Origin of the sequence: Ruegeria sp. AU67, from assembly GCF_900312795.1 — a bacterium.
GTDB classification, from domain to species: Bacteria; Pseudomonadota; Alphaproteobacteria; order Rhodobacterales; family Rhodobacteraceae; genus Ruegeria; species Ruegeria atlantica.
The window spans coordinates 1-22,948 of sequence record NZ_OMPH01000042.1 but is presented as its reverse complement, the minus strand read 5'-3'; the positions used below and the strand labels follow the sequence as shown (position 1 = coordinate 22,948).

Annotated in this window: 14 protein-coding genes and 2 pseudogenes; 2 read left to right on the top strand and 14 right to left on the bottom strand. The window is 50.4% G+C overall.

What is annotated here, in order from left to right:
• Positions 1-127: 127 nt before the first annotated feature.
• The 6 genes from DK510_RS22430 to DK510_RS22405 form a co-directional block, all read right to left on the bottom strand.
• Positions 128-1,465: a nucleotide sugar dehydrogenase gene (locus tag DK510_RS22430; protein ID WP_234999213.1), complete on the bottom strand. Its 1,338-nt coding sequence runs from the start codon at positions 1,463-1,465 to the stop codon at positions 128-130.
• A gap of 414 nt (positions 1,466-1,879) precedes the next feature.
• Positions 1,880-3,652 (bottom strand): asparagine synthetase B family protein, encoded by a 1,773-nt coding sequence (locus tag DK510_RS22425; protein ID WP_109314011.1) that lies wholly within the window; start codon positions 3,650-3,652, stop codon positions 1,880-1,882.
• Between the two features lie 17 nt (positions 3,653-3,669).
• Positions 3,670-4,968, bottom strand: coding sequence for a polysaccharide pyruvyl transferase family protein (locus tag DK510_RS22420; protein ID WP_109314010.1), 1,299 nt, complete (start codon positions 4,966-4,968; stop codon positions 3,670-3,672).
• Positions 4,969-4,983: 15 nt separating this feature from the next.
• On the bottom strand, positions 4,984-6,528 hold the full coding sequence (locus DK510_RS22415; RefSeq protein WP_109314009.1) for a hypothetical protein: 1,545 nt from the start codon (positions 6,526-6,528) through the stop codon (positions 4,984-4,986).
• A 267-nt stretch (positions 6,529-6,795) separates the two neighbouring features.
• Positions 6,796-7,956, bottom strand: a complete 1,161-nt coding sequence (locus DK510_RS22410; RefSeq protein WP_109314008.1) for a glycosyltransferase — start codon at positions 7,954-7,956, stop codon at positions 6,796-6,798.
• Between the two features lie 1,118 nt (positions 7,957-9,074).
• On the bottom strand, positions 9,075-9,773 hold the full coding sequence (locus tag DK510_RS22405; RefSeq protein ID WP_109314007.1) for a VPLPA-CTERM sorting domain-containing protein: 699 nt from the start codon (positions 9,771-9,773) through the stop codon (positions 9,075-9,077).
• A gap of 886 nt (positions 9,774-10,659) precedes the next feature.
• Between DK510_RS22405 and DK510_RS22395 the strand changes: the two genes are divergently transcribed.
• On the top strand, positions 10,660-11,853 hold the full coding sequence (locus DK510_RS22395; protein WP_234999211.1) for a glycosyltransferase family 4 protein: 1,194 nt from the start codon (positions 10,660-10,662) through the stop codon (positions 11,851-11,853).
• An 18-nt stretch (positions 11,854-11,871) separates the two neighbouring features.
• On the opposite strand, the gene xrtD is transcribed toward DK510_RS22395, so the two are convergent.
• A complete protein-coding gene (gene xrtD / locus DK510_RS22390; protein ID WP_109314004.1) occupies positions 11,872-13,470 on the bottom strand; it encodes a VPLPA-CTERM-specific exosortase XrtD in 1,599 nt (532 codons plus the stop codon).
• 112 nt (positions 13,471-13,582) lie between these two features.
• Complete coding sequence (locus DK510_RS22385; protein ID WP_160116592.1) at positions 13,583-15,040, bottom strand: hypothetical protein; 1,458 nt, start codon at positions 15,038-15,040, stop codon at positions 13,583-13,585.
• Positions 15,041-15,246: 206 nt separating this feature from the next.
• On the opposite strand from DK510_RS22385, the gene DK510_RS22380 reads away from it, so the two are divergent.
• Complete coding sequence (locus DK510_RS22380; RefSeq protein ID WP_109314002.1) at positions 15,247-16,152, top strand: glycosyltransferase family 2 protein; 906 nt, start codon at positions 15,247-15,249, stop codon at positions 16,150-16,152.
• A gap of 174 nt (positions 16,153-16,326) precedes the next feature.
• On the opposite strand, the pseudogene DK510_RS22375 reads toward DK510_RS22380, so the two are convergent.
• From DK510_RS22375 to DK510_RS22345, 6 genes and pseudogenes are all read right to left on the bottom strand, one after another.
• Positions 16,327-16,791: pseudogene (locus tag DK510_RS22375) on the bottom strand (IS5 family transposase); the annotation flags it as partial.
• Positions 16,792-16,910: 119 nt separating this feature from the next.
• Positions 16,911-17,501 carry a polysaccharide biosynthesis/export family protein gene (locus tag DK510_RS22370; protein ID WP_109314001.1) on the bottom strand — a complete coding sequence of 197 codons (591 nt, stop codon included), beginning with the start codon at positions 17,499-17,501 and terminating at the stop codon, positions 16,911-16,913.
• Between the two features lie 117 nt (positions 17,502-17,618).
• Positions 17,619-20,051, bottom strand: coding sequence for a tetratricopeptide repeat protein (locus tag DK510_RS22365; protein WP_109314000.1), 2,433 nt, complete (start codon positions 20,049-20,051; stop codon positions 17,619-17,621).
• A 71-nt stretch (positions 20,052-20,122) separates the two neighbouring features.
• Positions 20,123-20,797: a sugar transferase gene (locus DK510_RS22360; protein WP_109313999.1), complete on the bottom strand. Its 675-nt coding sequence runs from the start codon at positions 20,795-20,797 to the stop codon at positions 20,123-20,125.
• A 290-nt stretch (positions 20,798-21,087) separates the two neighbouring features.
• Complete coding sequence (locus DK510_RS22355) at positions 21,088-21,984, bottom strand: glycosyltransferase family 2 protein (protein WP_200833275.1); 897 nt, start codon at positions 21,982-21,984, stop codon at positions 21,088-21,090.
• A gap of 857 nt (positions 21,985-22,841) precedes the next feature.
• Positions 22,842-22,948, bottom strand: a pseudogene (locus DK510_RS22345) (IS5/IS1182 family transposase); the annotation flags it as partial.

Sequence of the window (22,948 nt, the reverse complement as noted above, 5' to 3'; positions counted from 1 at the left end):
TGGGATCATTGAGCGTTGTATCTCACTGTTTGCAGTCAAATCTTGCCACCGGTAGTTGAGTGGCGATTGACCCCAGTGAACAAATAAGACCTAGGTTGCGGGCAGATTGGTTGGGCTGAAGATTTCTTCAGGCTCTTGTCACCAATTTTGTTGGTAGTTCACGTGATGCAATTGCATTGCGGGTGTCGACGATAGGAAGTCCCAAGCGGATGAGCTTTTCATAGTCAATCGCATCGTGGTCTGTCGAAATCAGGATGATATCATAGTCAGCGGCTTCGACGTCATGAAGGTGAATAGCCTTGCGATCTAGCAGGTGCAGAAACTCGCGCATACGTGGAATGCTACCGACATGCGGATCAACGAAATCGACTTCGGCTCCATTGTCCAGCAGCATATCCATCAGAACTACCGAAGGGCTTTCCCGCATATCCGGGACATTCTTTTTGTAGCTGATACCCACCAGGAGAACCCGAGATTTCGAAAGGCCTTTTCCGAATTGACGATCCAATACTTCACGTAGTTTTGCGATGACGTAATGCGGCATGTTCACGTTAATTTCGCCCGCCAGTTCAATGAAGCGAGTGGCGTGTCCGTATTCGCGGGCTTTCCAAGTCAGGTAAAATGGGTCGATCGGGATACAGTGACCGCCAAGACCAGGACCGGGATAGAAAGGCATGAATCCGAACGGTTTAGTTGCAGCACCATTGATCACCTCCCAGACGTCGATCCCCATCGCGTCGTAGATCATTTTCAATTCGTTCACGAGCGCGATGTTGACTGCGCGGAATATGTTCTCGGTGATTTTCACAGCTTCCGCTGTACTTGTAGAAGAGACCGGTACGACCTTTTCGACGACCTTGTTGTAAAAAGCCTCTGCTAGACGCCGTGCGGACTCGGAATCCCCCCCGACAATCTTTGGAATGGAATGGGTGCGATATGTCTTGTTGCCTGGGTCTTCGCGTTCCGGACTGAAGGCAACCCAAAAGTCCTTCTCGGACCGTAGGCTACATGACTCAAGAATCGGCGTCAAAATATCCTTTGTTGTTCCCGGAAAAGTCGTGGATTCAAGGACGACGAGTGTACCCGATCGCATGTACTCGGCAATGACTTCACCCGTTGCTTCGACAAAGGTCAAATTCGGTTCGCGGTGGCGAGTCAAAGGTGTTGGCACGCAAATAACGATGACATTGCAGTCGGAAAGACGCTTGAAATCTGTTGTCCAAGAGACTTTTTTCGCTTCCGAGGCTTCAGTCAGCATTTCATCCGTTACCGCTGCGATATAGCTGCTTTTGGAATTCAATCGCGTGATTTTTTCATGGTCGATGTCGAAGCCGGTTACGGAAAAGCCGCGCAGTGCAGCTGTTACCGCCAGGGGCAGACCAACATATCCAAGCCCAACAATTCCGACTTTGGCTGTCTGGCCATTAAGGGCCGCTAATAGCCCGTCTTCAATCGTATTTTTCATGTCCATATTATATACCATCCGGAAAAATTGCCTCGGCCCTTTCACCTGAGGGCATGAGCGAAACTCTTAGGGGAATTTTCAATTTCAGTATTTTTAGTTCAATCTCTTATTTCGCTGCAATCGCCACGTTACAGACAACGATATCCGCCGTCCCAAGGTGGCTACCAAATTTGCCCCAATACATTTCCGGGACGATACCGAAGTTGATACGTACTCATCCTGTTTCATTGAAACTATTCAGAGATATATCAAGTGGGCAATACCTAGTGCAATCCAACCACTCATCCTGAAGTCACCGCAACTGCCATAAAATAATTTCACAAAGCTCCTCTTTTGATTGGAAGTTACTGAGATTAGTACTTAGACCAATATCAACAGAAGAAGATATTCTTGGTGGAATGATCAGCGTTTCTTTCAGAGCTGCTTGCGCTGTGCGAATGAAAGGGTCGGAGAAGTAGATCTATTTTGGTTCCAAAGACGCCCGGCAACAGAGATTGTTTCTTGTGCGGTAATAGCCGAGGTTATGAAACGATGAAAAAACTCCTCGGACACCACGCTGTTTTCAACGAGACTCAACATGCGATCAGTATCAATTGCATCAAGTGAGATGGAACGCATACGTTCTCGGAAAAAGGTTCTAACGTTCGGATTAGTTCTGAACCAATGCAGAATCGGATCTGGACCCATTGTTGTGATTGGTTTCCGACGCAGCCATGCTTGTAATCCGCGGGCGACTGGCCATGCGCGCAAAATGGGCATCCGCAATGCAGCGGGTATTCTCTGAAATGCTAATATACGCTCATGGGCATCAAAGTCGATTTGTAAAGGCTTGCCTACCCGTCGGATTTCACTGAGCGGTTCGGCTTCCATTTTAAAGACATGTTCCAGAGCAGCCCGCACATAAAGTCGTTGCCCAACGCGCAGATGATGCGGGACTCTAGCGAAGAAGTCCACCAGTGCATTGTCATAAAATGGGAGTATCCACGGAGCATTTAGTTCATATGCACGTAGTTCCATTAGGATTAGCCGCCGTTGGCGGTTCTCAACATTCCAGCGGTCAATTAACCCGAACATGTCCTGCTGATCATCAAAATCAGCTGTAGTCTGGGCAAGGCTGTCAAATCGGCTGCTAGGGTCAATAGTAAGGACTTTGCGCAATAGATGATCAGAAAATGGATATCTGAAATGCCTGAGGTCAAGGAATCGGATCAGCTCGGCATGGTTGCGGACCAGCCCGGTATGTGGTGGCAAATGCCCACCCGAGATGAAATCCCCAGTATGTCCCGGTACAAAGGCTTCGTCCTTAGACCCTTGAAGATGGCGGGCGCCAGTGCCGCAAGTAAAGCGGGTCGTCATACCGACTTCGCGCACAGATTGTTCAAGAAAATCTGAGTTGAAATAGTCATGATTGATCGGAGCGATCCTGAAACTGCAATGCAGGGCCTCAGCGACCTTTGAAGCGACCCGCACCTCGGAATCTGTCTCGGAACCATATGCAATAGCAGAAACTGGTGGCATTTTAGGTTCTTGAGAAAACAGCGTCACCAGAAGTCGGCTGTCCAGGCCGCCTGATAGCGTCAAAACCGGCTTCACCATTTTGCGGTTCAGTAGCAAGGCTGCGTGTCGGGTGGCGCTGGTCAATACACTGGCCAGTTCATCCGAAGCGTCCTGTTCGGTCATTGGTTCGGGGTCATACCCGTAAACCCAATAACGCCGGGTTAGGAGACTTGTGCCTTCAAGGGTGGTTATTGCCCCCGGCGCCGCAGTGGTGAGGCCAGAGATAAGTGTTCGGTTTCCGGTGACATACCCGGTGTGCAGCAGATCTACCAAAGCCACAGGATCAATTTGCGGTTCGTTTGGCAAATGCGGGATGATCCGCCATGGATCATCCGCAACCGCGTATTGGCCATATTTGTTCAGGGCCAGATAAACTGGTCGGGTTCCATAGCGATCAGTGACGATATGCGTTTTTTCTGAGTCGTTCAGAACAGCTGAAAAACATCCGTTGAGCTCTAAGGCGGCGCTGGAAAGTTGATTGCGCCTCGTCGTCAGATAGAGCCCGATCTGGTCATCAATCAGGGTGGCGCCGCCTGGCCCAATCACATTGCCAACGGCCCAATGCCAGTCCCCCCCATTTGGGCTAATCTGCCCGGGTTCACGGCCTGTCCAAATGGCGCGATTTGTCATGTCTCCGCCTCCGGACGTTACGTTGATCCGGGGTTCTGATCAGCGATATAATCAAAGATCCGGTCCATCTGATATTCAGCTTTGTTTTTAACGTCTGGCAGACGCTCTGCGAGAGTTGTAGAGGCCTCAGCCCTGCTGTTCCAGGAGGTTAAAACCCCATCGATGCATTTTTCGGGAGAAGCGTGACGCGGATCAACAACGTGACGGCCCTGGCCGCAGGTCTCGAAAACACCGAGCGTTTTTTTGCTGTATGCGATCGCGGCCGTCGGTTTCCCCGAAGATAAGCCGGCAATTGTCGAGTGCATTCGCGTTCCGCAAAAGAAATCCAGTTGTGAGATGACCCATTTCATTTCCATCGCATCGTAATGCTGATCAAGGACAAAGAGTCGCTCGTTATTGGCCAAAGCTGCTGCTGCACTTCGGCAGGCGTCTGGATCGGATTCAAAATGCCCTTTGGCAGCCAGCACATGTGGGATCAAGACAATATTAGCATCCGTTTCGGTAAGCAGCCGAGACAGAATGCGGTGAACGATATCGCGATAATCACCCTTGAACCCGAATTGTCGCGAACCCTCTACACCTTGATTATAGATCAGGCCACTAACATTAATCCCGATCAAAGGCCGCGATCTTTCGTAAGCTATCCAACTTACCAATTTCTTGGGCAAATCCGCAGGTTTTCTGCTTGGTAGGGCAAAGGCGACGTCGACGCCAGTGTCGTGTCGCGCGGGATCTAGATCGGCCCCCAACAGATCTTTCAGCGTTTCAAAGCTTCGTGCGTCCCGCGCCCATGCCATGCCGCAGCGGCGCACAATTTCGCCAGCGATACGGTGTGCTCTTGGGGTGTCGAATGGGCCATAGGTCTGTGGCAGTAGGATCAAGGGCGTGTTCTGATTTAAAACCAGCTTCTTGGTTTGGGTTATGGCGTTGAATCTTTTACTGCCATAAATATCCGCAAAGCTATCACCTCCACTAATATCTAGAACGGCATCAGCTTGTGAAATTGCGCGCAAACCGGGGTTTCCTATCCCTCCCAAAGTTGCACTCAGGCGCATGTTGAGCAAACTGTCCCGGCGATAGTAACGGCGCGATAAATTTGCGCCGCAGCGAATAAATCGAAAAGGCTTACTGTCAAAATTGATCGTGTCGGTACGCGGTCCAGAGCCATAGTCAAAAACCGTAACATGTGCATCCGGGTGTCGGGTCGCAATGGCATGCATTACAGACAGGAATAAAGCTGATACGCCAAGATTTGCAGTATCTGGAGATGAGCCAAAAAGGCAAAGCCTAGTTTTCCTGGGGAAAGTGTTGTGCATTGCGTGTCTAGCTTTTTATTTGGTTTTTGTTTGGGCTTCGCCGAATGCGTAGCGCTCTGACGTTTTTTCCAGAGAAAATATGAAGATAGCGTCGTTTAGCATGTTGAAGGGAAGAACGTGTTCGTATTTTTGATCAATCCGCGACGTGAGCAGGCAAATGGCTTTGCCGAACTTATAGGGAACGGAAAGATTAGTAGTGGACAGATGAAATCCTACTTTCCAGACAGCGGCATTGAGCTGTCGTGGCAGTTCATGAAGTTTCTCCTGAAAACTGCGTATTTTTCCAGCGCGATTAGAGATTATTGAATAGGCTTCTTGACGAATTTTTGGTGACAACGCGCGTTCCTGACTGCTGAGCAAGAAGAGGATTGCACGTTTCTTTTGACCAAACATTGACCGAGGAATTCCGGCATCTTCTACAAGACGGCGTGGAACCGGTCTGTCATATTTCCCACCAACTCGATATGCGGACATTTCCGGGCTGTGTGCTATTTTTAATAGGTCTTCATGGCGTGTTCCCGCAATAAACGGTACGGGCGCATGAATAAAATCGTTCTTCAATCTGAATTCAGTCAGGCCCGACCCACTTGCATCCCCGCGTTTTATATCATCGCTTGGTGTATGGTCGAGACTCCAGATTCTACCACCGTTGAAGCCTGTGCTTAAGACTGTACCTGGCAAGTGTTCCGAGAAACCGGCAAGAACAGAGTCTCCACCACATCCGCTCGCGACAAATTCGGCTTCGGTAAATCCATTTAGATTTGTGGGCAACGCGCGAGGCAGAACTTTGCATGAAATTCCGAGCCGTTCTGCAATCTCGGCACCGGAATCTGACTCTCCATCACGAGAGGAGCTAATGGTGATTGACGACTTGCATCCCAGCGGCGCCGCAATTGCGGCACACGCAGTTGAATCGTATCCGGAGGATATCGTTGTTAATGCGTGATACTTACGCTTGCGGTCCTGGTCTGCGGCGTTTTTAAGAATCTTGTCGTAAGTGTCTGAGAGGTATGTTTGATACTCGTGAAAGGATGAGAACTTTGAAGGTTGGTGTTTGCGATGAAATTCCAGGTTCTGGGATTTTAGATCTAAAGATGCGTTACTATATGCCAATTGCTCTAAGCGCGTTTCTTCATCCTCATAAATGACCTGATCAAAGTCGTTTATACCTTTTATCACAGACGCATGTCTGGCAGAAATTCCAGTGCCTGGCCGAAGACGCAAACCGGATCGATTGCATAGATAGGCCAATGAATTGGAAGCCATCATACTCCCTGCGTGCCGAGCGAAATAGATTCTGTCCAACGTATGCGTTGGTGTCGAGAAATGAATCTGTCTATCAGTGCAGGTAAAACCGCTTCCAAAGAAGTTTTCCGCACTAGCATAGTCGAACTGAGGGAACGGCCCGTCCCAGGCACCTTCAAATACATGTAACCTTGTATGGTATTGTTGGGCCTCAACGCTTGGGCCCAAACAGGCCGTGACAGTATCACCATCGAACCCGACAAGCCAGGCCAGCGGAGGGAGTTCTTCAAATACTTGAATTTTCGTTCGATACATAGCCGCACAAATATGATCGTTACAATAAAGATTTAGTGGTTTACCTCTCCCAAGTTGTGCACAGTCGTGCAATGGCTGACAATGTTTTTCTTTTTATTCCAACGCTGTTCCCAGCTCGCCACATTGCAATTCAAGCGTCAAAACCTATCTAAGATGCGGGTTGGGTGTCGCCGTTTTCCGCTTTTGTAAGAGGCGGGGCAACTTGGGAAATCGACTGCTGTACTCATTAGTGGCACCAAAATCCGCTCTCAGAAATATTAACTTATGCTACGCTATTTTTGCATGCTCGTTTTCGAGGATTGAGTGCAGCGCGTCTGAGTAAGATTTGCATACTTGCTCAGCTTCAAAACGCCGAAAGTAGCCTTCAGTTTGACACTTCGCCAGCTCAGCCTTCATAGGCTCTTCGTTTTCAACCATCTGTCGTAAGGCTGCCTCAAGGCTTGGAACAGATTTGGGGTCGCAGCGAACACCGATTTCCCGACCATCAAAGAACCCATCCACGCCCCGCTCCTGCGAATAGAGAATAGGCAATCCGGCTGTCAGTGCCTCTAGGTAGACCATCCCGAAAGTCTCTCTCAGAGTTGGCAATAAAAACCCGGTGTATTCATTCAATCTGGTCTGAATTTCAGTATGAGCTATGGCACCTGTTAGGCGTACTTGGTCTGCCAGATCGTGCTTCTTTATTCGCTTTTGAATGGCCTGAATGTGATGGGGTTCGCCGCCTCCAACAATATCAAGTTGCACAATTGTTCCGGTGCTTTTGAGATTAGCAACTGTTGTAAGAAGATTGGGGATTCCCTTGAGACGCCATCCACTGAGATTGAATACGGTCACCAGTCGGCCATTGCCGCGTTGTGGAGGAATAAGGTTGGTGCTCTGGCTGATAGTTGGCAGAAGCAGTTTTTCAATATTTTCTGTTTCTAGAGTTTGATCAACGTAGCGTTCGATCCATGGTGTAACCGGAAGTAGTAGTCTGGCATCTCTAACCAGCCTCCGGTAGGTTCCACGCTTGTCCAACTTGGCACGAAGGTATTTCTGGTCCGTGTTTCCACGAATTGTGCAAATGAAAGGTACCCCACCTAGTACCTTTGAGACGCGTTGTGCCACCAGCCCCTCAATCGAGAGTTTATGGGCGTGAAGTATATGGACGTTTGCATTGGTGTTGCGAAGGTCGGCCGTTATCCAATCCGCCAATTTAGAGAGGAAAGTTTCCAAGAATATGCCAAAGGGTGGCGCTCGGTAGCAAACTGTAATGACGTTGTTTCTTCGATCAACTGATTGCACGCCACCAACTCCGGATTGGCGATTAATGGAATAAATCAGATGTTGGAAGCCTTTTGTATTACGCAAAAGGTTTTGGATCGCCTGAGTTTTCTTATTAGAGTACTGATCGGGGTAGTCGGCGGTTATATGAAGGATTGTCTTCACGAGTTTCGGCCCTGATTATTGGTACTCTTGGATATAGAAGTATTACACATTTTAAATTTTTCTAAACGTCCACTTATTTGTACAGTTTCGCAGTCGCGAACGCCGTGGGCAGACAGCGCAGTCAAGGCAGGAGAATTTTGCCGCCAAAAACCATTTGTTTGCAAACAGAAAATATGATGTGCAGCTTGACTTTGAATTTACACTCTGATTTTGGTCAAAAACTAACCCGGTATAGATCTATTGCGTAAGCCTTGTTGACAATTGGCGCAAACATAGGTGGATATATATGTTCTCGGTGAGGCCGGGGAATTTTTCTAAAACCCTGTCATATTGCGTGGCAGTTATTCAAGCACATTGGGTTTATTGAATGAAGTGCGGGTCGATCAAGTTGCGCAGGTGGACTAGAAATCGGTCGATGGCGGTTCGTATCTTGAGTGATTTGCGCATGAGAATAACCGGCAGCCCAACCTGATTAGGTGGCTTGCCACTGAAAATCGTTCGAAACCTAGCAGATCAGTTGATTTCCCGACACTATCTTGGGTAAATTAGGCAATCCGGTCGAATTGTCGAGTAGATGGATATTGGTCGTAAGCCACTCCTGAGTGGGCAACCGCGTGTCGCAGACCCCATTTCAGCGCCTGCTGCCAGATTGTGAGGTTTGCTTCAGCGCGCTTGTGGGGGCGATCCCTCAAAGCCACCATGAACAGGGGGTAGGGGATTTACGCCCATTTTGCCGGGCTTCTTGCTCATAAGGTATCGCTTGCGTAATGCACACAACCCCAGAAACGGAAGGGCAATAAACAGAATACTAGACAATCCGGCTAAGACATACATTGCCAGAGCAGTTACTATGCCGTACCCGGAAATCAGAGTTGCCACAGCTACTATACTACCCGTTAAAACGGCTAGTATGAGAATCCCCATAACAACATCCTCTCTATCTGTTCAGACTTTAATTCCACAGCCCAGGGTAGAGCAATTTTGGAAGACGTCTAATGAAAAATAGTTACATTGATGTGTTGAGCGGAATCCTGAGCAGTGGTGATGCGCAGGGTTGAGGCCGTAATATCAAAAGGGCCGCCAAAGGCGACCCTTCGAAAAGCGAACTTTACTTTAACTCATGCCATCTGGCGGCGCCGGCGCAGAAGGGTCAACCCTCCCAATGCCCCCAGTAGCATTAAGCCCGCCGCAGGAATTGGAACCGGAGATGCCGTAACCAAATTCTGACGGTGGTGGTAGTTCTTATTTTCCAAGAAGCTCAGATCCCATTTTTTGTCTCCGGCATAAGCACTTGCAGCCGCTAGATACTGGTTTGCCAGTTCAACCACGTTTGAATTCCCCCAAGCTGTGAAGGAGCCGGCATCAACAGTGTTGTCATCGTCATAAATGATATTCCAAAGCGCGACCTGAATTGCGGCCGATGTTTTCGTATCGTCAGTCGCGAGCTGGGAAGTGTATACGGCGTCGAACAGGGATTGGACGCGGTGTATCGCACCGTTTGCAATCAGGTTTAGATTTTCAAACGGAGTATTGGTCACGCTGTAGTGATTGTATCGTCCGTAAGGAGCGTAAGATGCCAAATCCAAGCAAAACGCAACAAAATTTCCAAACACATTGTTCGGAGCGGGTGTTCTGTCTTTGAGAGCAAACGCGCCTGCAGCAACGCTACTGTAGGAAACGAGTCCATCTGCTTCGACCCCCAAGTATTCATAGGCGCCCGCAGCCGGTCCTCTCATCTTTACAGTCAGAGCAGATGCCGCACCACTTAAGGCCAACGTGGCAACAGCTGCAGTTGCTATAAGCTTTCTGAGTCTCATTTCAAACGTCCCACCACACCACAAAAATTGTTAACGGCCACAATACGACCACATAGGATTAGAATTCGCGCAGTGTAAGATACCTTTTTTTTTATTATTTTGGAAGGTTTTCTGAGATTTCGACAAATTTTCGACAAAATTCTTTTGTTTCAGCAGATATATACGCTCGAACTAGCCCCTTTACGCGTATATATTTTCCGAAATCAACAAAAAATAAAGCTTTAACGCCTTTGAAAAGCCCAGGGGTCTTTGCGATTCTTTTCTGCAAGGGTTGCAACTTTGGCGATTGATTGCCCCAGATTTGGAGGCAATCAATCGCCATCATACAATATCTGCATCCCACACAGCTCCTCATATTGGCGTGAATCGTTGAAGCCGGCTCATGTTGTGGCGCGCTAATTTCTTTATTTGAGCTCACGTGGAGACATTGGCTCCAATAATTGGACAAAAGAGAATTTTGGGGGCTTTGTGCTGAGTTTGGAAACGCACTATTTCCATTTCTCCTGATACAGGTTCTCCCAGCAAACAACTCCCTATTCGAAGTTGCTACATTTACACTCATAAGAGCCGTGATTTTGAAAAGGGGCTTTATTGGAAGCAGTGGGCATGCCAGTCTGGTAATAATTTTGGTAAATCTGTCAACATTGAATGAGGCGTTTAGGTAGTGATTTCCGTGCGTTGAGCCAAGGGTCCTCATCCGCTGTTATTTTGTGTACGACCTACATCTCTTCCAAACAGAAATTAACCCGCGACCCCTTTTGAATTGAACCGCGCAGCTGCGGGCAAACTGGCCGTTGTCAGAAGCGCGGGTGAGGAGAGCTGGACAGGAAATATGAAAGATACGAGAATGAATAAACCCGAGCATGCAGCAGTACTGTCTCGCAAAGTGCTGATCGTGGTCGAGAATCTTCCTGTTCCTTTGGATCGGCGAGTCTGGCTGGAAGCAACGACTTTGGTAGCCCATGGCTATCAGGTCAGTATCATTTGCCCATCAGGCCGCGGTTGGGATAAGGAATATGAAGAACTTGAGGGTGTTCACATATACCGATACCCCGAGCCGCCCGAAGCACATATAGGAGCCGTCGCATACGCGCGTGAATGGGGTGGTGCGCTATGGCATATGTTCCGCCTGGCCAAGAAAGTCTGGCACGAACGAGGGTTCGATGTAATCCAAGGATGCAATCCACCAGACCTGATTTTTCTTTTAGCGTGGCGATATCGGCGACGCGGAGTCCGCTATCTTTTCGACCACCATGATGTTTGTCCGGAACTGTTTGAAGCAAAGTTCAACAAGAGAGGCCCCTTATATCAGGCGATGCTGTTTCTTGAACGTCAGACTTTCCGCGCAGCGGACGTATCCATCGCAACCAACGAGAGTTTCCGGGAAATCGCTATACGACGAGGGGGTATGGATCCCGAAAACGTGTTCGTGGTTCGGTCTGCTCCAAAGATTGAAAAATTTCGGCTTGGCCTGGGAGATTCCAAAGTACGCACTAAGGCCAAGACATTGATGGGCTATGTTGGCGTGATTGGACAGCAGGAGGGCATGGATCTTCTGGTGGCCGCAGCTGATCATCTGATACGTAATTTAGGCTATCAGGATGTTCATTTTATGATCGTCGGCTTTGGCCCCCATTTACCCGAAGTGCAGCGGGATGTAGCTGAGCGTGGGTTGGATAAGTATTTCACATTTACCGGCGCGCTTTATGGCAATGATCTGCTGCGGGTGCTCAACAGCACTGACATTGGCGTCAGCCCGGACCCAAAGAATGCAATGAATGATATCTCGACTATGAATAAGGTAATGGAATACATGACACTTGAAAAACCGCTGGTTCAGTTCGACTTGAAAGAGGGGCTGGCGTCAGCTGGTGAAGCGTCACGCTATGCCAGAGCCAATGACCCCAATGATTTTGCGACCCAGATTGCTTGGTTGATAGACCATCCCGATGATGGGAAAGAGATGGGTCGGAAAGGCCGCCAGAGGGTGCTGAATGAACTCAGTTGGAACCATTCCGTACCACATCTTCTGGCATCCTATGACCGCGTGTTTCGGCTGATCAAGGGTGGACCTGCATAGAACATCTAGGACAGTGCATTACATTGGCACAAAACGCGGCAACCAACTCATGCTGCTGTTCATGAATTCGAGCAAACGGGCATCTGCATCGGCTTCGGTTTCATCCGATGCGATAGGTGTGGCGTAGCGAACCAACGCGCCGTCGGTGCGGCCTATTGTGATGCTATCTATGACAACACCCATCTTGGCCTGAAAGTCATTGGTCTGACGCTTGCCGCGCTGCTCAAACCAATAATAGACCAATTGCTGGTGCAATCCTTTCTGAATGACTGCGCGGTTAACCTCAAAACTGCCGTACTCCTCCACGCTTGGTGACACTTCATAGGTATCCAAGCTGAAAATTTCCCAACCACCCACAGGTAGGCACACTTCTGGGGAATGAATACCCGAACCTTCAGTTTGTTTATCATAGAAAGCTACGAACATATTGATATAGCTGGGCTCGCCAGGGCGGGCATAAGTGGCGTTGAGATAGTCGCTGGCCCCCAGCACGCGCTCCACTTTGGTCTCCAGCTGCGCGGTTGACCCGGACCATTCGCCAAGCTGACGTGGGAACAGAGAGAACGGGTCACGCTCTATCGGCCGGACGTCAGGTTCCGGCTGTAAGGCCCAGACCGCCGATATGGCCAATGTCAGCAAGGCTGCCGATGCTAGAGCAGGGGAGGGGCGGATCGCTAGAATCTGCACCGCAATCCGACCAAATCCATGTGTATCAAGATCGATCGCTTCGGAAAGTGGCTTCGGGTCCGGTTCCAACCACTGCAGCGCTACTGCCATGGCGAACAGGATTGCGATACAGATCAAAAAGACTACCCAACCTTCGAAGAAGTGCAGAAACCCTTCGGCGGCTTCGATTCCATAGCTATCCACAAGGATTCCGATAATTCCGATCCTGATCGAATTCATCAATATAGTCAGTGGTACGGCTGCCAACAGCAGCACCAGTTTGTGCCAGATTGGCCCGCGATAGAGCAGGGCGAATAGATAGGAGAAGCTGAGGATCGGGAACAGGTAGCGCAGCCCGGAACAGGCCTCAGCGACCTGCAGTTTATAGACGCCCAGATCGATCACATTGCCTTCGAGAAACACGGTCACGCCCGCCAGATCGACCAGCCAGACGCCGATTGCCGAAGACACCCATTGTAGGAATATCGTCAGTTTCCAGTACAGGAATTGCGGCAGCGGTAGCATGAATACCAGATGTATCACCGGCAGCTGATGGTGCCGCCCGCGCTTCCAGCCGAAGATGGTCAGAACTACGCCGCCCACCCAGATGATCATGGCATATGTCACGATGTCTGGAATGCGGGTTAGATTGCCGAAGATCGCCAGCAACAGGGCCAAAAAAATGACGACGATCCCGGGCCAGCGGTCGGTCACGTGTAAGGCAGGGGGCGGCATCCGGCGCATTTCACGCAAGAAAAGATACAACGAAATGACCGGGATCAGCGGGCCATGGCTGTACTCCGGTGTCGTCCATGCCTGCCCCAGTGATACAAGACCTATCCAGAAGATCGGAACAGATCCGGCCAGTAGCAGCAAAAACCACGCTAGCCCTGCCGGGTTAATGGTGGGCAAGTCGCGAAAGATCGCGTGAAAAGCGCGTGTATCAGCCATAAAAACTTGCCACTCTCAAACCAATAAAAGGATACCGGGAAACAGGTACGCTGCGGATTTACAGGAGCCTATCACAAAGTTGCTCAGACAAAAATTCAGAGATGACGTGTGATCAACGCGTCGTGAAGTTTCGCGAAAGCGTGAAGAATACCTCGTTGGAATGTGTCCGCGGAGTACTTTCGGATTCGTAGTTTATGTACTCGTAACCGACCGAGAAGTCCCAATCGGCCGTCAGACTGCGTACATATGTAGTGCGGAACGTCCCTATCTTATTGTTTTCTGAGCTGTTGTTGCCAATCGAGGACACACTAGCATAGTCGAGATTAAAGGCTACGCTTGACAGTGAATTGATCGTGACGTCATAGCCTAGGAATGCGCGGGAACGGCGGGTTTCTTCGCTGCGGCTGTTGGTTCGGTAACTGCGATCAAACCCGACTGCCAGTCTGGTACGTGACCGTTCGTGAGTATATAGAAAGTTGCCGATCGGATTGGTCTCGCCCAGCGGTCCGCGAGTAAGCCCCAAACCAGCCTGAAGCCCGCCTAGCGGCAATTCAAGGGCGCGCTCGAAAAGAGCCGTGTTACGGCGCCCGTTGGTGGTCAAATCTGAACTCAGTTCGACCCCGGCACTTCCATTGGGCACTTCGCGAAACAGACCCAGACCTCCAACCACTCCGCGCTCCCGAGTATCGAGTCCGAACTCCTGAGTTTCATCGATATCCGTATAGCCGATCGTAGCTTCAAGCAGGGTCGCCGGATCAATGTCATACGTTAGTGAGAAGTTCGTAAATTTGCTGGTACGATTTGTGCCTTCCTCATCCTCCGCTTCATAGTCTTCGTGCGCAAAGCTCAACCGACCTTCTAGTACAGGCGAAAATCTGAAGCGCCCAAATGCCTCATTAAAGATTGTCTTACGGCCAAAAAGAGAAGGATCAGTAGTATCGTCGTAATCAACACGTAGATAATCTGAAGACAGGCCGATGCCGAATGGATCGTTCACCCCGGTTTCAAATTCAAACCCCGCTCTGGCCGTTTTGCGGGTCCCGTCGTCCAGAATGAGTTCATCATCAGGACCCTCAAAATCTTCGTCGATGCGGCGCAGCGGGTCTGCAAAATTCAAATCGATTTCACTATAGCCCAGATTTAGATCAAGCAAACTGTTGGTTCCAAAGCGACCGTAATTCAACCTTGCAGAAGGCGAATCAAACTCGAACTCGTTGGATTGCTGGGGCACATCAGAAAACCGAAAAATACCGCTTAGCCCCAGCGACAGCCGGTCCCGAGGAGTTTCTTTCAACAAGTCGTAGGTCAGCGTATTGTCCCATAGCGTAGTGGTTCCCGGCGATGGCTCATCCAACCCAAAATTGTCATTCATCCGCAATGATGAGGAAATACCAAAGCTTTGTACTAAAGCCTCAGCCACGGCGTCCTGTGAAGTGGCCGGGCGAGTGACTGCGGCACTGGCACAGACTGCCATAACGACGCCAACTGTTCTGCAACTACTCATCCTCATTAGATTAACCGCCTGTATTATTTGATCCCAATCTTTAACGCTGTTCTTGATGAAAATCATGCATGAAGCGCGTTGTACTCACACCCGTTTAGCCGGGCGTAACACCAAAACCACAAAAGCCGGAAGAATTCTGCGGTTCAGATAGGCCGCGATAGGTTATCGTTCCTACTTAAAACGCGCAGGGTTAGACAATTTCCGTTAACTTTGACCACAATAATTTGTAATCCCTAGAGTTTAGAAATGCTTTTTTTTGCAGGAAGAACGTTATGAGTGTCTCTGTTTCGGTTATTCTCCCTTCCTATGGCCGCCCTGACAGCCTCAAAGTGGCGTGCGAAAGCGTGCTGTCACAAAGTTATCGGGATCTAGAGCTGATCGTTGTCGATGATGCATCGGAAATTGATCTGCGACCGATTGTCGACGCCCTTAATGACGACCGGGTTCGCTACGTTCGGCACGAGGTCAACGGAGGGGCTTCCAAAGCACGCAATACCGGGCTGAAAATGGTGCGAGGCCAGTTTATTGCTTTTCAAGACAGTGATGACATGTGGCTGCCCGGGAAATTGGAGCGGCAGATCGCGATGTTTGATACTTTGCCTGAGGGCGTTGGGGTCGTAACGGGCTCCAAGATCCTTTACGGACGCGATCAATTTCATAACTACGGCCCCGGAAAAGTCACTTGCGCACCACCGCCGGGACGACAGATCAAATTAGACGAGGATCAGGTGCGAGGTTTCTTTATCAGAAACCGGATAAGCTTGCAGAATACGGTTTTCCGTCGCGATTGTTTCCCAGACTCCGAATGGTTCGATCCCTGCGCAAAAGCAAACGCTGATTGGGAATTTACTGTTCGCTTGGTGCAGCATACGAAAGTTTACGAGGATCTTGCGCCCGTCGTACTCAGTTTTATTTCTAAAGACAGTATTTCGCTTAGTACGCGCAAGAAGGCCCTTGGGATTCTCCGCATCCTTAAAAAAAACCAGAAAGTGCTCACCTTATATCCAGATGTTCATGCCGGTATACTGCTTTTGCTCGCTCAAGGGCTGATACCATTAGGTAGGAAACGGACCGCTTTGGGATTGGTCCGCAAAGCTCTTTACGTTGATCCCGGAAAAACGCTAAGGACCGTTGTAAAGAAAGTTCCCAGGTTTCTGCGGCAACGGCTGCCGTTTTAAACTGAGTGACCCGGGTCAATTATTCCACAAGAGTTGACCGGACAGCGTTTTTGAAGCAAACGATTGAGGCGATCGAACGCTTTCTGGGCTAAAGTGCTGGAATGCCGGATATCTTCAATTGTGCCTCCGATGTCTCTTTGTCGAAGGTAACCGGGGCAGGCTCATGCCGGATTGCTAAGGCTGTGTTAGGAGCGGTACTAGGGTCTGGACACATAGCCAATAGATGACGGGTTGCAGTTAAGGCGATGTCTGAGAAGTAGACCTTGAAACATCTGTCATATCGCGTTGCAACACGCCGCCAAGTCTTGAGCCTTCCGAACATAATCTCAACCCGGTTGCGGCGCTTATATCGCCGCTTTTCGTATTTGACCGTTGTATTGTGCCGCTTACGGCCTAGGATACAGGCACGTATCCCTTTGTCTTTCAACGCTTCTCTGAGCCAGCCGGCGTTATAACCGTGATCCCCGAGCAACCAGTCCAATTTTGACGAACTACCTAGATGGGTACGTGCTCTGACATAGTCGCCGACCTACCCGACAGCCACGAATAGGTTCAAAAGGCGTCCTTGACTGTCGCAGACAGCGTGCAGCTTGTGTTCATACCGCCCTTGGTGCGGCCATTCAGACGTCCGCCCCCTTTTGACGCCCATATTGGTCACCGCTCGTTTTTGAGCCGTGAAACACGCGGTGCTGCGGAGATCAATGGATCCTGAACCTAGGATTGAAAATGCTCCTTCGAACAGTTTGTTTATCCAACCTTTATTCGAACAGGCGTCGTTGCGGGACGACGACGACGTCGCCGGGGATCAGAACAGTGCTGCCTCCGACGCTGGGCTTCTTGCCTGTGCGAAAATAGTCATAGTATAGGACTTGATTACGGCGCCGCAGTTCGATGCGTTTTCCAGCGGCAAATGGGGTCAGGCCACCAGACTGAGCCAAGGCCTGTAATAGCGTTGTTCCTGGTCTTGCCGCGATCAGTCCTGGCGCGTTGACCTCGCCCATGACATAGATGTCATCCGTGACAGGTGCAATTTCCGGGCCCGGAAACTCAGGCAGCGCAGTGGCCGCCACAGCAACATATACATTTGGCCTAGCCGCGAATTGTGGGGCTAGCCCCGATGTCAGAGCATCCCGGACCGAACTGACAGACCGGCCTCCGGCCTGAACTGTTCCTACAAATGGAAAGCTCAAAGACCCATCGGGCAGAACCAGAACTGTACGGTTGAGGCTGGGGTCCTCCAAAACCTCAACCTGAAGTGTGTCGCCAGGCGAAATCCGATAGCCGCCCTGAGCTTGAACAACACTCGCCGAGAGGATCAAACCTAGAAGGCCTATTAATGTTCGTAGCATCTGTTAAGTCCTCTAAAAATTGAACTTCTTGTTGAGCTTAGCGTGGAAGATGAGGTCATGTAAGCCACCTGTGGAGCGAAGGGGCAGTGCTGTGGTGAAATTGTGCCGCATTCAGAATCAGTTATCGCCTTCGACTTGTGTGAGTAGATCTGCAATTGTTTCCTTTACTTTTTGCGCCAAATCTTCGGGTATTTCCAGATCAGCAACCTTTTCCAATGTTGCGCGTGCCTCTATGTTGCGGTTGAGCACGGCATAGGTGGCACCGAGGTGGTACAGCACCGTGGGTTCCTTGGGCAGTTGCCGAGCTGCAAATTCCAAGTGTTTCACTGCCACCTCATATTCCCCTCGCCGATAGGCAATCCAGCCATAAGTGTCGCTGAAATGCGGCACCGGACTGTTCCGCAGGCGGCGGGCAATGCGATAGGCCTGGTCAAGGCTTTCTGCATCATCCCGACCCGTGACCAGCAGGCTGGCAAGGTTGTTAGCAACAAGCGTCGAACTACTATTGGCCTTATATAGAGCTTGGTAAACATCGATTGCGCCCTCAATATCGCCCTGCGCCTCAAGCGCACTGGCCTGAAACCAATTTAGGTCCGCACTATCTGGGAAAACGGAAAGTGCTTGATCCAAGACCCTGTTTGCCTGCTCTGTATCGGTTCCGGCAAGCAAGACATAAAGCGCCATCCACGTCCGTTCGCTCTGAGGATTTTCATCGAGAAGCTCCTGATAAGCAGCAACGGCCTGATTCTTCTTTCCCATACCGGCAAGGATCGAAGCCTGAAGGAAACGCAACAGAAAATCAGTTGGCGAAAGCTCCAACGCTTGCTCGAGATACGCCAGCGCTGCGTTCAGTTCACCGTTGCGCACATGGGTTCGCACGGTTCCGATTTCGGCCATATAGTCGGGCCCGCTGTTTCCGGCGGTCATGTCTTCAAGATAGACCAGCAAGTCATCTTCTCGGCCCTGAGCGGCAATCAGATTGGCGGTGAGAACCCGGGCCTGTTGTTGAGCTGTCTCATTTAGAGCCTGCAACCTGTCGATAGCGACTTGGGCCTGTCTCCAGTTCTTCTGATGAATCTGAGCTTGTCCAAGAAGCATTAGCAGTTGAGTATTGTTCGGCTGGCGGTCAAGCGCCTCGATCAGCACACTTGCTGCGTGATTGTATTGACCCTCATCTGCCAGAAACTCTGCATAATTCAATGCTTCCGCTGGCGCACTCCCCGATGCTTCAACAGCCAGTAACAGCATGTCGGCCATCAGGCCCCGGTTCCCGTCACGTTCATGCGCGCGGGCCAGCAAGGTCAACAACCCGGGGTCTCGGGGATTGTCACGGAGCGTTCCGCGTAACAGGACAATAGCCTCTCCCGTGTGATCTTCTTCGATCAACCAGGCTGCCTTGGCCTTGGCCGCGCCCGCGTGGCTGGAATCTCCGGCCAAAACCTCTTCAATATATATGCGGGCGTCAGCTTGGTTTCCCGTTTCGATCAACATATGCACAAGCACCATTTTGGCATCGTTCAAATCTGCAGATGGTTCGGAACTGCTGACAACAGATCGCAGATCGGAAATAGCGGTCTCACGATCACCGGCTTGAAACAACTGACCAGCGCGCAACGCCTGATAAAGTGGCCGACGGGCTAAATCTTCAGTAAGCATTTTATCTACTTCGGAAATGGTCGCCTCAGGGCCCTCGATCGTAGCCAGAAAGCGCAGCAATGCCATCCTGTTTTGCGGATCCTCCTCAGCGGGGTCGATACGCTGGCGTAGAAATTCCTCTGTGGCATCCAGATCGTTTCGAGAAATGTACCAATCAATTAAACTTTCTTGAATTGTTTCGTCTTTTGGGAATCGCCGCACCATCTCCTCAAGCGCTGCGCCAATATAGTTAGTTTTGTCGAGCTTGTTCAGAACGCCAAGCCGCAGGTTGTAAAACCCACGCGTTTCCGGAGAGACAGAGATGGCTGCATTCAGCGCCTCAAGCGCCGCAGGCCACTTTTCCTGCCGAATCCACTCATTCACCACGACAAAATGTGGAATCACCAATTCAGGTGCTTCGGTTGTCAGCACTGCTCCCTGTTCTGCTGCCGCTTGGATGGCGGTTTCTTCATCTGCGGCGATGGCATCGCGATAGGCGATACTTGTCAGAACTGCCCGTACGATCGGATCCTGCGGAGCCTGTTCGGCAGCCGCTTTTATATGGCGTTCGACCTCTGCCCAATCTCCGGTCAATGTCGCCATCTGCGCCAGAGCACGGCGACCTTCAAAATTGTCGGGGTATTGCTCAACCAGCCTCAGATACTGACTATAGGCTTCCGAAACATCACCGGCGTCATGGCGCATTTTCGCATAGGCAAGCCGTGCCTCCTTATGCATGCCGTTCAGCTTGAATACGTTGCGAAATTCGACCGCTGCGCGGGCGACATCGCCATTTTCCAGGTGCTCAAGAGCGGTCTGATAGTGCTGCTCTGCCCGTTCTTCTGCGGAATCGCATGCAGCCAGAAGAAAAAGGGCAAACCCAAAGGAAACGCCCCTGACAATCTGTTTTGTCATCGTTGATTTCCAAACATCCTGCGAAAGATGACGTGGTTCCTTTGCACTCTGTTCAAGAAAGTTCTGCGTCCTTAATACCCCGTGCACCGCAAAACAACCGATGTGGTGCGCATTAGAATGGATAGGTCTTTGCCCGGCGACAATTCCGCAAGGTAGCGAGTGTCGTATTCCGCACGGGCGGCAAAACTGATCATGTTACGATCAGAAACTTGCCAGGGGCCCGTAATACCAGGGCGCAGCTTGAAATAGGCCTGACCCGGGTAAATCGCCTTCTGTTCTGTCATCATCGGACGTGGCCCAACAATAGACATATCTCCTCGCAGTACATTCCAGAGTTGAGGAAGTTCGTCCATTGACGTGCGGCGCAACAGTTTGCCAATACGTGTTATGCGCGGATCATTCTTGAGCTTCTGATCGCGTTCCCATTCGATACGGGCCTTTGGATTTTCAGCGAGATAAGCCGCCAATCGCTTATCGGCATTCAGCACCATGGTGCGAATTTTGAACATGCGGAAAGTCTTGCCATCCCGTCCAACTCGCTCCTGGATAAAAAACGGGTTTCCTCCGTCGCGCATGACAAGTAGGGCCATTATAGCAATGAAGAATAGCGAGATTGGCGCGGATACAGCAACAAAAAGTATGTCGACTAACCGTTTCCCCCCCAGAGAGTAATAGGTTTCTTGTTTACACTGGCCCTCAAGCGAAACCACATCAGCTTCACTGGCCCCCTTAACGTAACTCGTCATAATCAATCGTACTCCGGCATTAACATCACCGCACAAATTGCGGCCTGCCCACTCTCACCTCAAAGGCCACACAACTTTGGCCTCAAACACTGCTGCCCAAATTATAGGGCTTTCTAGTTAAACTATGCCATTTTTTTATCCGATTCCCGCCACAATTCAAAGAGAATATCAGGCGCAACTATTATGAGAACGTCGGTAAGTGAGTGCGCGCCCATACATTTGGCACTGCCTCTCCTCTCTTGGCGGTTGATTGGACAATTAGCCATCACGCTCTTTCATAGGCGCAAGCCTTATCGACTCCAATCTCCCTCTGCGCGTAAAGATCCGGGGGTGAGTATCACCTGTAGCATTCTGCGCGAGCGATAGAGGCGAATTCTCGTCATGCACAGAAAGGCCAGACCTCTTTCCTGAGCGCCTTGCACACGATCCGAAAACAGTACCGTGCCCAATTCACCCAATGGAGACCCGGCAACCGCGACAGCTCGAAATAACCAACGCAGCTTTCCGAAAGATTTTCCGGTGTAGTCAGAATAGTCATGGACAATATGCCGATCCCATTTCCTTGTCAGCTCCGCAAAGGACTTCCGGGCAGGGTGATAGACGACCATGTCTTCAACATAAATCGTGGCGTAACCTCGCGCATTTGCGCGCAATCCCCATTCCCGGTCTTCAGCGACTCCCAGTCCCGCGAAAGGGCCGACCGTGTCGAATACTTGCCTGCGCATGGCAAGATTGCCGGTGCCGGAATAACCTTGGGCAATATATTTACGGTTACGGTAGGCGTAGATACGTTCGTATGGCTCCAGAAAAGTAGGGTTCCCGGGTGTAGCGTACTGTACTTGTGCATCACCGCCGGCAATCTGCGTTTCGGGATTTTGAAACACTGTTTCGATCACGGAAAGCCAATTGCTCTGGGCATGGCAATCAGCATCGATGAAGGCCAGAATGTCCCCACGTGCCTGCGCCACACCGAGGTTACGAGCGGGGCCTGGACCGGGCGTTTTCTGCTGGAGAAGCCGCACACCGGGAAAGTTGCTGCTGACATCCTGTGGCGCCCGTTCAGAGCCGTTGTCCACAACCAGAATTTCCACATCCGATTGCAAGTTTTGCTGCTGGCGCAGGCTGTCCAGACAAAGGCCCAGATATTCCGAGTGATTGTAATGTGGAATGATAACGGAAATCAGCATCGTGTCTTCTCAAAGAGATATCCCACCGCGAATAGAGGTCGGGGAGGGAGCGAAGAATCCGTCCGAAGCCACGAATGTAATTGCACCTGTATTTTCGTAGCTAATTTCCCTATCATCAGGGGCATCCATCCATCCCACAACACCAATCATACTTTGTTTCTCTATTAGTCGCGAAAATCAAAAATCTCTGTCGGCATCCACAAGTGAAATAGGTTCACTGGCAAGAGTCTAGCCGAGAAATCTATAAATGGTTTCTCAGTTTCCACTGTCCCCATTTTGTTAATAGTTTTAAAATTCTCGGCATATTGTTTTTGGTCGTGGGCTGTGTGAATGCTCAACCCCAGAACAAAGAAACAACGTGTGCCGATTCGCCGGGAGTTTCGGGCGTGACTTTGCCGCCGTCTGCGCCGGCGGTCGTGCGGCCGGTTGCATTGCTTCTCCATTGGAACCGTGTAAGCGGTTCATCTTGCTGAACCTTAGTCATATCATTGTGGTCTAATCCATTTCCAGATGCGAATGGCTTCATCTCCCGGGTGACGATTGCCCTGATCACTGGTAAACCGGTTTGGGCAAGACTACCCTCCAGCATCAGTTGCTGAAACAGGTGAGGCAAAACCTAGCAATAAGGCCGATTTCAAGCCGCTGGAGTGTTCACGACTATGATGCTCAAGACGCGCTGAATGACAAAGGGATATACACTTGCATCCACGGCTGAAGGCAATGCGAAACGACAAACATCAATACAAGCGGCGTAGCCACCTTAAGGTCATGCTTGGCAGGCATAAGGATTGGAGGTGCGTGTCGGCCCGCTATGACCACTGCTCAAAAGTTTCCTATTAGGCTCCAGACTCATTGATTTACAGCCAGAATAGGACGGTAGCCGCGAGAGCGATGGCCGACAGGAAGACCTTTGGGGATCTATCATAGCGGGTAGCGACACGCCGCCAGTCCTTGAGGCGTCCGA

Excerpts from the sequence above, each read along its gene's own strand:
- DK510_RS22405 (WP_109314007.1), bottom strand. The coding sequence starts at position 9,773 with ATGAGACTCAGAAAGCTTATAGCAACTGCAGCTGTTGCCACGTTGGCC.
- DK510_RS22370 (WP_109314001.1), bottom strand. The coding sequence starts at position 17,501 with ATGCTACGAACATTAATAGGCCTTCTAGGTTTGATCCTCTCGGCGAGT.
- DK510_RS22425 (WP_109314011.1), bottom strand. The coding sequence starts at position 3,652 with ATGACAAATCGCGCCATTTGGACAGGCCGTGAACCCGGGCAGATTAGC.
- DK510_RS22385 (WP_160116592.1), bottom strand. The coding sequence starts at position 15,040 with ATGATTTTCATCAAGAACAGCGTTAAAGATTGGGATCAAATAATACAG.
- DK510_RS22420 (WP_109314010.1), bottom strand. The coding sequence starts at position 4,968 with ATGCACAACACTTTCCCCAGGAAAACTAGGCTTTGCCTTTTTGGCTCA.
- xrtD (WP_109314004.1), bottom strand. The coding sequence starts at position 13,470 with ATGGCTGATACACGCGCTTTTCACGCGATCTTTCGCGACTTGCCCACC.
- DK510_RS22365 (WP_109314000.1), bottom strand. The coding sequence starts at position 20,051 with ATGACAAAACAGATTGTCAGGGGCGTTTCCTTTGGGTTTGCCCTTTTT.
- DK510_RS22430 (WP_234999213.1), bottom strand. The coding sequence starts at position 1,465 with ATGAAAAATACGATTGAAGACGGGCTATTAGCGGCCCTTAATGGCCAG.
- DK510_RS22360 (WP_109313999.1), bottom strand. The coding sequence starts at position 20,797 with ATGACGAGTTACGTTAAGGGGGCCAGTGAAGCTGATGTGGTTTCGCTT.
- DK510_RS22380 (WP_109314002.1), top strand. The coding sequence starts at position 15,247 with ATGAGTGTCTCTGTTTCGGTTATTCTCCCTTCCTATGGCCGCCCTGAC.
- DK510_RS22415 (WP_109314009.1), bottom strand. The coding sequence starts at position 6,528 with ATGTATCGAACGAAAATTCAAGTATTTGAAGAACTCCCTCCGCTGGCC.
- DK510_RS22355 (WP_200833275.1), bottom strand. The coding sequence starts at position 21,984 with ATGCTGATTTCCGTTATCATTCCACATTACAATCACTCGGAATATCTG.